Origin of the sequence: Sulfurimonas sp., from assembly GCF_041563495.1 — a bacterium.
In the GTDB taxonomy this organism is placed as follows: Bacteria; Campylobacterota; Campylobacteria; order Campylobacterales; family Sulfurimonadaceae; genus Sulfurimonas.
In genome coordinates this window covers 21,683-34,797 of sequence record NZ_JBFFMZ010000005.1, presented here as the reverse complement: position 1 = coordinate 34,797, position 13,115 = coordinate 21,683, and the positions used below count along the sequence as shown (strand labels likewise).

The 13,115-nt window shown below is 36.0% G+C and carries 11 protein-coding genes and 1 tRNA gene; 11 read left to right on the top strand and 1 reads right to left on the bottom strand.

Features of this window, described 5'->3' with window-relative positions; translation table 11 throughout:
* The first annotated feature begins 12 nt into the window (after nt 1-12).
* The 11 genes from ABYK18_RS06430 to ABYK18_RS06380 all read left to right on the top strand — a co-directional run bounded on the left by ABYK18_RS06430 (nt 13) and on the right by ABYK18_RS06380 (nt 12,656).
* Nucleotides 13-1,920 (top strand): flagellar assembly protein A, encoded by a 1,908-nt coding sequence (locus ABYK18_RS06430; protein WP_373035827.1) that lies wholly within the window; start codon nt 13-15, stop codon nt 1,918-1,920.
* Nucleotides 1,921-2,487, top strand: a complete 567-nt coding sequence (gene ruvA / locus ABYK18_RS06425) for a Holliday junction branch migration protein RuvA (protein ID WP_373035826.1) — start codon at nt 1,921-1,923, stop codon at nt 2,485-2,487. It abuts the gene before it with no gap.
* Between the two features lie 32 nt (nt 2,488-2,519).
* Nucleotides 2,520-5,384: a caspase family protein gene (locus ABYK18_RS06420; protein ID WP_373035825.1), complete on the top strand. Its 2,865-nt coding sequence runs from the start codon at nt 2,520-2,522 to the stop codon at nt 5,382-5,384.
* A 68-nt stretch (nt 5,385-5,452) separates the two neighbouring features.
* The gene (locus tag ABYK18_RS06415; RefSeq protein ID WP_373035824.1) at nt 5,453-5,794 is read left to right on the top strand and encodes an arsenate reductase family protein; all 342 of its coding nucleotides are present in this window, start codon (nt 5,453-5,455) and stop codon (nt 5,792-5,794) included.
* Between the two features lie 11 nt (nt 5,795-5,805).
* Nucleotides 5,806-6,843: a D-alanine--D-alanine ligase gene (locus ABYK18_RS06410; protein ID WP_373035823.1), complete on the top strand. Its 1,038-nt coding sequence runs from the start codon at nt 5,806-5,808 to the stop codon at nt 6,841-6,843.
* Nucleotides 6,843-7,577 (top strand): alpha/beta fold hydrolase, encoded by a 735-nt coding sequence (locus ABYK18_RS06405; RefSeq protein WP_373035822.1) that lies wholly within the window; start codon nt 6,843-6,845, stop codon nt 7,575-7,577. Before ABYK18_RS06410 ends, ABYK18_RS06405 begins: the two co-directional genes overlap by 1 nt.
* A gap of 2 nt (nt 7,578-7,579) precedes the next feature.
* A complete protein-coding gene (locus ABYK18_RS06400; RefSeq protein WP_373036039.1) occupies nt 7,580-9,025 on the top strand; it encodes a Mur ligase family protein in 1,446 nt (481 codons plus the stop codon).
* 2 nt (nt 9,026-9,027) lie between these two features.
* Nucleotides 9,028-9,507 (top strand): TRAP transporter small permease subunit, encoded by a 480-nt coding sequence (locus tag ABYK18_RS06395; RefSeq protein ID WP_373035820.1) that lies wholly within the window; start codon nt 9,028-9,030, stop codon nt 9,505-9,507.
* Complete coding sequence (locus tag ABYK18_RS06390) at nt 9,504-10,787, top strand: TRAP transporter large permease subunit (protein WP_373036038.1); 1,284 nt, start codon at nt 9,504-9,506, stop codon at nt 10,785-10,787. The genes ABYK18_RS06395 and ABYK18_RS06390 overlap by 4 nt, the downstream gene beginning before the upstream one ends.
* An 86-nt stretch (nt 10,788-10,873) precedes the next feature.
* Nucleotides 10,874-11,374: an HIT domain-containing protein gene (locus ABYK18_RS06385; protein ID WP_373035819.1), complete on the top strand. Its 501-nt coding sequence runs from the start codon at nt 10,874-10,876 to the stop codon at nt 11,372-11,374.
* Nucleotides 11,364-12,656: a M23 family metallopeptidase gene (locus ABYK18_RS06380; RefSeq protein WP_373035818.1), complete on the top strand. Its 1,293-nt coding sequence runs from the start codon at nt 11,364-11,366 to the stop codon at nt 12,654-12,656. Before ABYK18_RS06385 ends, ABYK18_RS06380 begins: the two co-directional genes overlap by 11 nt.
* A 170-nt stretch (nt 12,657-12,826) precedes the next feature.
* Here ABYK18_RS06380 and ABYK18_RS06375 read toward each other — a convergent pair.
* Nucleotides 12,827-12,901 (bottom strand) — tRNA-Gln (locus ABYK18_RS06375).
* Nucleotides 12,902-13,115 lie beyond the last annotated feature (214 nt).

Sequence of the window (13,115 nt, the reverse complement as noted above, 5' to 3'; positions counted from 1 at the left end):
TGGCAGGTAATAATGGCACTTTTTGGTTCAAGTAAACAAAGCGCTGATACATCATCAAAAAAGATTCGTCCAACTGTAATACGCACACAAAATGTAGCAAAAGAGTTAATGGCACTGGCGAAATCATATGAAGTGAATGTATATAGTATAGATTTTAATATACTTGAAGTCCAAACTTATACAAGATTGAATAAAGATGGTAAAGAAGTAGACTGGGAAGAAGCTTCCGATAAAGACCTCTCAGAGATGGAGGACAAAGGTCTTGTTTTAGATAAAAATTTTCAAATTAAACAAATGTATGAGATAGAGATATTTTCAAGAGTAGAAAATGATCCATACGGTGACTTTCACTTGGCAGTGGGTGCAAACGCAACAAAGTGCAAAGTCTATTTAAGCATTAAAGAGGGTTCTAAAGTATCTTATAGCCCAAGATTCGAGCAAGAGTTGCTGATTCTTATAAACAAAAGTAAAGTTCGTGCAAACATCTTAATAAACATCTTTGATGAGATGCTGCCCGCTGTCGTCTCAAAGATCGGGGCACATGTCAGAGTGTCAGAAACCGCAGTATACGATAAAAATGAAACACACTTGATAGCTGAGGCATATGAACCTACACCTACAACAGATGACGCAATAATACTTCATTATGATAAAAAAGACTCTGTAAGTGAAAAAGACAAAATAGACTACGCTAACAGAGGCTTTATTCAGAGTGTCCATAAAGACGAACTTCTTATAGAATATATAAAGATAAAAGAAGGCAAACCCGGAAGAAACTGCCGTGGTGAGTTTTTAGAACCAAGAGAACCGGTTGAATCTAACGCACCTACTTTTACGACAGATGATACGATAAAAGTAATAGAAACTGACAAAAACATAGAGTATCGAGCAGTTGAGAATGGATATATAGCGCTTGAAGGCACACTTTACACTATTAAATCAGAAGTTGATATAGGCGAAATCAGTTTTAGAACTACCGGATCCATATCAGCGGGTGTAGATTCAGATGTAAGTATTAATGTAAAAGAAACGGATTTGATCAAGGATGCCATTGGAACAGGAATGAATGTTGAGGTAAGTGAGATTGATATTGAAGGCAATGTCGGCTCAAATACTAAAGTGACGGCACTAAAAGCCAACATAGGCGGTCAGACTCATAAAACTGCAACGGTAAGAGCAGAGAACTTAAGTGTTAATATTCATAAAGGAAAGGCATATGGAAAAAATATTCATATAACCAGGCTTGAACACGGAGAGATAGAGGGAGACATCGTTGATATCTCACAGGCTATGGGCGGTCATATCAGAGCTAAAGAGATATCTATAGAACTTTGTGGCTCTTACGTGCATGCTACGGCTTCAAGACTCATAGAGATAAAGAAACTCCAAGGAAGTGAAAATATTTTTACCATAGATCCTCTTCTTAAAAAATCTGTACAAGAGAGTCTTAATGAAAACCAGGAAAACATTGATGAACTTTCAAACTCTGTTAAAAACATAGGAAAAGAGATAGAAGAATATACCTCTATTGTTAAGAATAATCAAGCAACTTTCAATGATGTAAAAAAACGCTTAATGCACTACAAAAAAAACGGCGTAAAAATGCCGGCATCATTTGTTAAGCAATATAAACAGTTTCAAAAAGCCCAGGATCATTTGAAGAATATTAAAAAAGAGTTTGAAGTTAAGAAGGATCAACTGAATCTTTTGACAACTAAAACAGCTTCCTTTCAAGATAATATCTTTGATGCAAGGATTATCAACAGAGATAGATGGATAGGACATAATGAGATAATCTTCAAATTGGTAGATCCTCCCATCGAAGTCTCATTGAAACCGCCTGAAGGCTCCCCTGAGAAAATTTTCGCAATAGTTGAACTTGAAGACGGAACATATGAAATCGAGGCGGTAAGAGAGTAGATGATAGTCGGGATAAACGGTAATATAGTATATAAAGAACTAAGTTTTGTACATGTTGATGTCAGAGGTGTAGTTTATGAGGTTTTTATCTCTTTGCATAGTTTTTCAGCCTTGGGAAGTGCTGAGGTAAGACTTTTTACGACGCAGATTATTCGTGAAGATGCACAACTGCTTTTTGGTTTTTTAGACATGTCGGAAAAAAAGATGTTTGAAAGACTTATAAAGATAAACGGAGTCGGACCAAAAGTCGCGATGGCAATATGTTCGACTTATACACCAAATCAGTTTGCAACAGTGATAAATAACAAAGATATAAACGGTGTAAAAAAAGTGCCTGGAATAGGTCCTAAAAGTGCAGGGCGAATCTTGGTGGAGCTTAACGGTTTTGATGTAGAACTTGTTTCTTCTGCAGATGCACCTAAAAGTTTTGCATTTAACCAAGCAAGCGAAGCATTGGAATCTTTAGGCTTTAAAAAAGACAAAATATCCAAGGCATTAAGTTCATGCGGCGGAGATGACACGGCTTCACTTGTAAAAGAAGCTTTAAAACTGCTTCAAACTATTTAATACATTTTACTTTTGTAAATAAGGGAAATTATATGAAAATAATAAGCTATATATTTCTAGTATTGACTCTTACAACGACTCTGCCGGCATCTGAAAGTGCAATGTTAGATATAGACACCAGAGGTCATACAGGCATCATTAAAAGTATCATAGTCACTAAAAATAAAGATTTTATTACGGCTTCCAATGATAAAAGCATAAGAGTATGGGACTCTAAAACGGGTAAAGAAAAACGAAAAATACTAGGTCAGACAGGAAGCGGTTCAGAAGGTATGATATTTGCCATGTCTCTTAGCAGTGATGAAAAATATTTGGCAGTAAGCGGATATTTTGACGATACAATGGCTACAGCAAATTCCAGGCACGGAAGAATAAGAATCTATGACTATGTCACAGGAAAACTTGTAAAGGTCTTGACATCTCATACAAGTGTTGTCTTTGGTCTTTCCTTTAGTGAAGATGACAGATACCTTATCTCAGGTTCAGCAGATAAAACAGCGAAGATATGGGATGTTAAGAATGATTTTGCTCTAAAAGACACCATAATCTTTCATAAAAACGATATTTATGTCGTAAAAATAATAAAAAAACAGGGAAGTTACTATGCTGTAACGGCAGGATATGACAGCAAGATAGCATTTTACGATATGGATAAAAAGAAGATAGTCAAAAGTGATGAAAGCGCATATAAACTTCAATATTCGGCAGTATCAAAAGATAATATAGCACTTTGCGGATATGGTCATGAAATATTGATATATGATTACTCTTTCAATCTTATTCAAACAATTAAAACGGATACTAAATCTTCAGGATTGGCATATTCTGAAGATGGAAAACTATTAATAGCCGGAACAGGCTCTTCCCCGTACAATGTTAATATCTATGATGCAAAAAACAGCTATGTAAAAACTAAAAGCTTTAAACAACATACAAACCTGACTATGGCAGTCGGTTTTTTAGACAATAACACAGTTGTAAGTGCAGGTGGCGGTAACAAAGAAATATATATTTGGGATATAAATACCAAAAAAACGATAAAGAGCATAACAGGAGTCGGTAAGCTTGTTTGGAGTGTTGGAATAAACGGTGATGAAATTGCATTTGGTAATATATTTGATGCAAAGGGTGATTATCATGTAAAACAAAGCTCTTTTCAAAGATCTATAAACTTAAAAAACTTTACGGTAAACGGTGCTAAAGAAGATTCATACTACAAAAGAATCAGCACTATAAACGGCAGCTATTCACTTGTCCATAAGAAAGGCGGATTTTACGGCTATAAAGATGGTATTCTTGATATAAAAAAAGACAATAAAGTAGTGGCATCCATTGAAAAAGACGCTACAACAGGACTGCAACACTATTGTTACGGATGGCATAAAGATTTTATTATCAGCGGCGGAAGCGGAGGATTGTTAAAAATCTATACCAAAGATGCAAAGGAAGTGGCAGATCTTGTAGGGCATACGGGAGTTGTTTGGAGTGCTGCAATCGATGGAGACAGGATGGTTACTGGAAGTAGTGATCAGACCATGAGATTGTGGGATTTGAGTAAATTAAAACCAAACACTAAAAATCAAATACTTGAACCTATATTAAATATTTTTGTTGCAAAAGACAATGAATGGGTGGTCTGGTCAAAAAGCGGTTATTTTAACTCTTCTGTAGGCGGAGACAAATATGTGGGTTACCATATCAATCAAGGTGATGAACATGAAGCGAGATACGTAGGAAGTGATAAATATTTCGACACTCTCTACAGACCAGATATCATCTCTACTATTTTGCAAACTAACAGTGAGAAAAAAGCTATTGCTTATGTTAACACAACTAAGAAGGTGAAAAAAGTAAATATTTCCTCTTCGCTTCCACCTGTAGTAAGTCTGCTTAGTGACTCAAAGATAAAAACCTCTCAAGACTCTATAAAAATCGAGTTTAGTGTTAGTTCTAAAGAAGATATAAAAGAAATCATTGTTTTGCATAACGGTGAGCGTATAAACAGTAGAGGGCTTAAAAAGAAAAAAGATATAAACTCAAAACGCGTGACAATAGACCTTGTTTCCGGAGAAAACATCATAAGCATAAAAGCTAGAAACAAGTTTGCCATGAGTGATGAAGTACTTGTCTATGCTACTAAGCTTACAAAAACAAAAAATATTTATAAACCGACTCTTTATATGCTGAGCATCGGAGTCAGCAAGTATGAAAATCCGGAGTATAACTTAGGTGTGGCAGATAAAGATGCCAACTCTATGGCTGAGATGTTTAAGCAGCAAAAAGGCAAGATTTATAAAGATGTAGTTGTTAAAACACTTGTAAACAGAGATGCTAACAGCGATAATATCCTCGATGGTCTCGACTGGATAGACAGAGAAGCGACAAGCAAGGATGTTGTCATTTTGTTTATTGCAGGTCATGGAGTGAATGATGACAAAGGTATTTACTACTTTTTAAGTCACGATGCAAATCTGGAGAGACTTAGAAGAACCGCTGTAAAATGGACAGAGATACAAGACACAATGAGTAATCTTCCATCAAAAGTTATACTCATAGCAGATACTTGTCACAGCGGAAATATAACGGGAACAAGACGTGATATAACAAGTGCAATAAAAAGCATAGTAAACTCAGGGAGCGGCAGTGTCGTGATGACGGCGACAACGGGAAGTGGATACTCGTATGAAAAAAAAGAGTGGGGGCACGGTGCTTTTACCAAAAGCTTTATAGATGGACTTAAAGGTATGAAAGCCGACTATGACAGCGATGGAACAATAACAATAAAAGAGATCGACCTTTATGTTACTTCAATGGTGAAAAAACTTACAGACGGTAAGCAGAAACCGACAACAATCATACCTTCTTCCGTGCCTGACTTTGCCATAGGGGTCAGGTGATTTAGATATTATATAGCTAAAGGTAAAAATGCTATAATTGCGAGTTTTAAATTTTGGGGAGATATTATATGAAACTATACGGGATACCGACTTGCGGTAGCGTAAGAAATGCAAGAAAATTTTTTAAAGATAATGATATTGATTTAGAATTTATTGATTTTAAAAAGACTTCTGTTGATTGCGTGAAAGTTGATGAGTGGTTGAAACAGATAAGCATGGATGTTCTTTTTAACAATCGCGGTACTAAGTACAGAACTTTGAAGCTAAAAGAGTTAAACCTTGATGACAATGGGAAACGTGAGTGGTTGTGTAAAGATAATATGCTTTTTAAAAGACCAATCATTGAGTTTGAAGGTCAAGTTGTTGTTGGCTGGGATGAAGAAAAATATAAAGAAATATTTATAAAATAAAGGGTATATATTTGAAATTAACTATTTTATTTGGCGGTGCTAGTTTTGAACATGAGATCAGTATCGTAAGTGCTATAACTTTAAAAGAAAAATTATCAGGATTTGATTTGACTTTCATATTCTGTGATCAGGATCATAGATTTTATTTGATAGAGGCATCAAAGATGAAAGCTGTCACATTCTCTAAAGGTGAACATAAAAAAATGCCGCAGCTAAACATAACAAACGGTTCTTTTACTCAAAAGACTATGTTTAGTTCAATTGAGCATACAGGTCCGGTTTTAAATCTTATTCACGGAGCTGACGGTGAAGATGGGACTATTGCGTCTCTGCTTGATTTCTTTTCTATAAAATACATAGGACCAAGAACAGATGCAAGCGTATTTTCTTATGATAAGAGATATACAAAATGGCTCTGTGAAGCGAAAAAAATTAAAAGCGTACACTATGAAGTTATCTCATCAAATGAACATAAAAACATAAATATTCCATATCCTATCATCATTAAACCTGCAAGACTTGGAAGCTCTATCGGAGTGAGTATAGTCAAAGATGAAAGCGAACTGGATTATGCCTTAGATGTGGCTTTTGAGTTTGATAACTCTGTTATAGTAGAACCGTTTATAGAGGGTGTAAAAGAGTATAATCTAGCCGGTTTTATAGCAAAAGGTGAAATACACTTTTCTATAGTTGAAGAGCCTCAGAAAAATGAATTTTTGGATTTTGAGAAAAAGTATATGGATTTTTCACGCTCTGAGCAGGTTCTAAAAGCGGACATAGATTCTGCTTTGGAAGCAAAACTGAAAAACAGTTTTGAAAAAGTATATAAGAATCTTTTTGAAGGCGCACTTATCAGATGTGACTTTTTTGTAGTTGACGGGGAAGTGCTTTTAAATGAGATAAACCCGATTCCCGGTTCTATGGGCAACTACCTTTTTGAAGATTTTAAAAGTTCAATAGAATTGCTTGCAAATTCACTTCCGACAAACAAAAGAGCAAAAGTAAATTATGAATATATTCACTCGATCAGTAAGGCAAAAGGTAAATAATGGCTATAAAATCTATACAGTATAACCAGCATACTTTAGATATAAGTTATGAAATTATTAATCCAGAGGCAAAAATAGACTTGATTATCCTTCATGGTTGGGGAAGCAACAAGGGTTTGATGAAAAAATCGTTTTCTCCATACATGGATACATTTCGTCATATTTACATCGATCTTCCCGGTTTTGGCGGCAGTACATGCAATGTTGCGCTAGAGACAAAAGACTATGCAAGAATAGTCGAACTTCTTATGATTCACATCAATGCATCTAAAGACATAATACTCGGTCACTCTTTTGGCGGCAAAGTTGCTTTGCTGTTAGAGCCAAAGGTGCTTGTTTTAGTCGGCAGTGCCGGAATATATATACCTAAATCTTTTAAAGTAAGAGCAAAGATAGCACTTTATAAAGCACTTAAAGTATTTGGTTTTGCAAAACTTCGTTCTTTGTTTGTGGCTGATGATGCAAAATCTTTAAGCGAACCGATGTATCAGACATTTAAAAATGTCGTGGATGAAGACTTTTCTGATGATTTTGCTTCTTACGGCGGTAAAGCACTTCTTTGCTGGGGAGAAGAAGATACGGATACACCGCTTAGTTCTGCCCACAAGATTAATGAGCTTATAGATGATTCAACACTTAAGGTATATGACGGTAATCACTACTTTTTTATGATTCATGCACAAGAAGTATCCCGTGAGATTAAAGATGTCTTCTTGAAGAGTTTAGGGAATTAATAATTATGGATTTTGAGATTTTAAATGCATTTGTGACTAATGTACTATTTGTAACGGTTCTTGGATGGTATTTGATCACAAATCTACAATGGTATGATTATAAACTCTCCCGTGTCATTTTAAAGCATCATAAGCCTCACTGGCATTTGATGTACTTTTTTATTCCTCTTATAGCTTACTACACTACTGGGCAGTTTTTTACGATTTTCTTCTATTTCGCGGTGATTCCAGCTATCTTTATTTGGCATAAAAAGCTCGATAAAAAGCTGGTCCTTACTTGGCGCGTTAAAAGATTTTTGATTCTTTTGGTGTCTTTAACTCTTTTTCAAGATGTGCTTTGTACTCTAAAAGAAGCTTGTGAAGTTTACGGTGTATTTATGCCTTTGGCAATGGCGTATATAGGTAGTTTTTTAATAGAAAAATTTCTATTTGCTGCATTTGCCAAAGAAGCAAAAAAGAAGTTAAACGAGATAAAAGATTTACAAATAGTCTGTATTACGGGAAGCTACGGAAAAACAAGCATCAAAAACTTTGTAGCAGAGATACTTAGTAAAAAGTACAGAGTCTATGCGACTCCTAGAAGCGTAAACACTCTTGGCGGAATCATGCGTGATGTAAATGAATCCCTTCCAAGCGACACTGAGATCTATGTATGTGAAGCAGGTGCAAGAGAGAGCGGTGATATTTATGATATCACGACTTTCTTAGAACCACAGGTAGTTGTTGTGGGAAAAGTCGGTGAAGCTCACTTGGAGTATTTTAAATCCCTGCAAAACATCATAGCGACTAAGTTAGAGATTATGCAGTCTCCAAGATTGATGAAAGCGTTTATACACACTTCTGTAACGGATGAACCGCATGAGAAAGTGACTTTTTTCGGCGATGATATACAAAACGTGGAATCAAATCTAGAGGGAACAGACTTTGAACTGAATCTTGGCAAAGAGACACTGGCTCTGCATACAGACATACTCGGTTCGTTTCAAACTATGAATATTGATGTAGCGGTGCGTATTGCCAAAAGCTTCGGCATGAGCAGTGAAGAGATATTTAAAGCAGTAGCAAACCTTACTCCTGTAGAACACAGACTGCAAAAAATAGTGGCAGGTGGAAAAATTATCCTTGATGACGGTTATAACGGCAACATAGACGGGATGCTAGAAGGAATCAGACTCTGCTCTCTCCACGAAGGCAGAAAAGTCATTGTGACTCCGGGACTTGTAGAGAGCAGTGATGAACTTAATTTAAAACTCATAGATGCTATAAACGAAGTCTTTGACATAGTTATAGTAACGGGTTCTCTAAACGCCGCACTTTTTGAGAAAAACATAAAAGTCACGAACAAGACTATGCTCCATGACAAATCAAAAATCCAAGATGTCCTCGCATCTCAGACAAGAGCAGGAGACATCATCCTCTTTGCGAACGACGCACCGAACTTTATTTAGACATGATAGATAAGAGCATAAAGTATTTAGGATATTTTACAGCTTTTGTCTTGGCTCTGCTTGTCTTGTTAGTCGTGTACGACGCGACTGCAAGGTACTTGTTTTCAACAGGCTCTATCGCACTTCAAGAGCTTGAGTGGCATCTCTTTGATGTTATTATATTATTTGGAATTGCATATACCTTAGAAGAAAATGCCCATGTTAGGGTTGATATATTTTATGCCTCATACAGTGAGAAGACAAAAGCAATCATAAATATGATCTCTTCACTCTTTTTTATACTTCCTTTTTCATTTCTTATCATCTACATAGGTGTTGATTTTGTTGCACTCAGTTTTACTCAAAATGAGGCTTCTTCAAACCCCGGCGGACTGGAATATAGATTTTTGGTTAAATCTCTTCTTCCGCTCTCGTTTGTATTATTGGTTCTTGTCGCCATCAAAGATGTAAAAACAAATTATGTTAAATGGAAGTCGCTGTGATAGCTCTGTTTATGTTTGTAGTCGTCTTGGCACTGCTTCTTATCGGAATACCAGTAGCTTTTGTTTTTGGAAGTGTTGCTATCGCTTTTGCTTTTCTCATCCCGAGTCTTGGCTTTGATGTCTTTGAAATACTGCCTTTTAGGATCTACGGAATAATGTCAAACACGACTCTGATGGCAGTTCCTCTTTTTATAACTATGGGGTTAATTTTAGAGAAGTCAAAAATGGCGGAGAGACTTTTAGTATCCATGAGTGCCATGTTCCGCGATGTACGCGGCGGTTTGGCAGTTAGCGTGATTCTTGTAGGTGCGATGCTGGCTGCATCTACGGGTATAGTATCTGCATCTGTCGTTATGATGAGTGTCATAGCACTTCCTTTGATGCTAAAAGCAGGGTATGACAAAGGTCTTGCAGCAGGAACCGTAGCCGCTTCCGGAACTTTGGGGCAGATTATACCTCCATCAATCATATTAATCATCTTAGGTGACGTTATGAGTGTAAGCGTAGGTGAACTTTTTATGGGTGCAGTATTACCTGGACTTGTCTTGGTAGGTCTATACATAGCCTACATCCTTATACGTTCATATTTTTCTCCTGAGGTAGCTCCGATAGCAAAAAACATAAAAGAAGTAAGTTCAAAAGAGATAATCATCTCAATAGTTCCTCCTCTTCTTTTAATGGTAGCAGTTTTGGGAAGTATCTTTGCGGGTATAGCATCTCCTACCGAGTCGGCTGCCTTTGGTGTTGTAGGTGCTTTAGTCCTTAGCTATATAAACAAGTCACTCAACTTAGAGATGCTAAAGTATGCATCGCTTGAGAGTGTAAAACTCACGGGCATGATCTTTATGATACTTATCGGTGCTACGGCCTTTTCCCTTGTCTTTAACGAGCTTGGCGGTACTGACCTTATAGTTGAGTTCTTTCATGATGACATTGGCGATGTCTGGGTTTTTATAGCCATCTCTATGATTAGCATCTTCATACTCGGTTTTTTCATAGACTTCATAGAAATATCTTTTATCATCGTGCCGATACTCATACCCGTTATGGAAGGCTTTGGCATCGACCCAATTTGGTTTGCGGTTCTTATTGCTCTGAACCTTCAGGCATCTTTTTTAACACCGCCGTTTGGACTCTCGCTCTTTTTTCTAAAAGGTGCGGCAGGCGATACCATAAAGACCATTGAGATATACAAGGGTATCATCCCTTTTATACTTTTACAGCTTTTGGGGTTAGGATTAGTTATACTTTTCCCAGATTTAGTTTTTGCTTTCATTTAATTTGTACGCTAAGACCACTTGGGTCACTAAAGCTTTGCCTCTTTGAGGCAGAGAAGCTGTAAAAATAACTTTTTAAGGAGAATAAATTGGAAGATATTTTATACGCACCGTGGAGAGATGAATATGTGACAGGTAAAAAGATAGAGGGGTGTGTCTTTTGCCATATAAGTTCTCATGAAGACGATGATGCCCAGCAACATGTCCTTTACAGAGATGAACACTGTTTTATGGTGATGAATGTCTATCCATACACTCCTGGACACTTTATGATTATTCCTAATCTTCATACAGACAAACTTGAGGATCTTCCATCAGAAACTTGGCTTCATATGAGTGCTTTGGCTCAAAAAAGTGTAAGGCTTTTAAAAGAGGGTCTTAAAGCTCAGGGCGTAAATATAGGTATGAACCTTGGAAAGGCTGGCGGTGCAGGGATAGCAGAACACATCCATATGCATCTTGTCCCAAGATGGGAGAGAGATACGAACTTCATTACTTCTATCGCTCAGACAAGAGTATATTCTACAGACTTTGATAAAGTATACCAAAAGATCAAAAGTCTTATTCCAACATATATAGATGCTGATTAGGTTTGTATTTTTATTATTAGCATTACAACTGCTCCTAAGTGCAGCGGAGTATCCAAAAAGCTACGCGCAAATGGGAACATCGCTTTTTAAATCAGCCAAATCCATAAGTCAGTTATCTGATATTGAGTTTTCAAAAGAGTATTTAAAATCTGCAGATAAGACCATAAAGTATGGATTTGCGGTTGATAAGACAAACGACGATACGAAAAAAAAGAAATATCTTCTACAGCTAAGAGAACTGCAAAAAAAGTATGATAAGTTTTTACACCAACTTCACAAAAAAATAGATGCATCTATAAAAACCAAAGATTATGATACATTTTATAAACTCACATCTTATGAGTTGGACGGACTTTTAAAGAGTAGGGCTTTGTTGAAGAAGTCCATAGCCTTTTATGGGACTAACAAAGAGAAAAAAAGAAGCAGTTTTTTAGATAAAAAGATAAGTTATAAAAAGATGTTAAAAGCATCTAGCAGTGTTATCTATACAAAAGTAACAAGAGCTACTTATGACCCATCAAACAAAAATAAAAAAAGTAGAAGTGTAGATCTTTTTATAAAAAAATCATCCAAGTATATAACTGTTTTTGTCAGCAATAAAAACCCGTACAGTGTTACTTTAAAAGTAAATGGGAATTATAAAAACATGGGACATGCTGATGTGTCAAACACTTTTTCACTAAAACCAAATTCTACAAAAGAGTATATTAAACTCTATAAACAAAAAGGGTCTTACAGCTATAGTTTTAGTTATAGCTGGATAAAAGGCTCTATGGATGCTGTACATGATGATGGTTATCTATACAGACTTCCTTATGCAAGGGATACATCAAAAACAGTTTCGCAGGGTTATAACGGAAAAAATACACATAAGGGTGATAGTAGATATGCCGTAGATTTTATGATGGACATAGGTACGAAAATTTATGCTGCAAGAGGCGGTACTGTAGTGGATATAAAAGAAGATTCAAACAAAGCAGGTTACAGCAAAGAATTTGCAAAATACGGAAACTTCGTAACAATAGAACATGAAGATGCAACATTTGCTACCTATTATCATCTAAAGAAATTCGGAGCTTATGTAAATGTAGGAGATATGGTAAATAGGGGTGATCTCATAGGATACTCTGGAAACACAGGATACTCTAGCGGACCGCATCTGCATTTTCAAGTTTATAAGACTAAAGACTCAAGAAGCATAGAGTCGATTCCTGTAAAGTTTTTAACACAAAACGGAGTTATAAATAAACCAAAAAAAGGAACTTCATATAAAGCTAAATAAGCTTTAATGCAATTACTTTTTATCTTCTTTTTTTCTAGTTAGAATAAAGCCGAATATTCCAGCTATTGATAACAACACAAGTGTTCGTATTACGATAGTTAAACCATCAGTTTCAGCCATATTATGCCCTTGATTGTATAATTTATGTAGTTGTTGATTTATCTTGTTGGTGGATGGGGTAGAGGGATTCGAACCCCCGAATGCCAGTACCAAAAACTAGTGCCTTACCGCTTGGCGATACCCCAACATCGAAAATGTGCCGAAATTTTATCATATAAAACTTAGACTTCTATAAAAACACTATCTTTTTTTAAGTGTCAATTCTAAAATCAAATGTAATTTTATCAGAGAGGCTCAAAGATAGGTTTAATTGTATATTTGATATTCTGTTAATAACAGATTTAACCGTAAATTTGAAAAGTTATTGACTCTTAAACAACTATATATGGTCATTTGGTT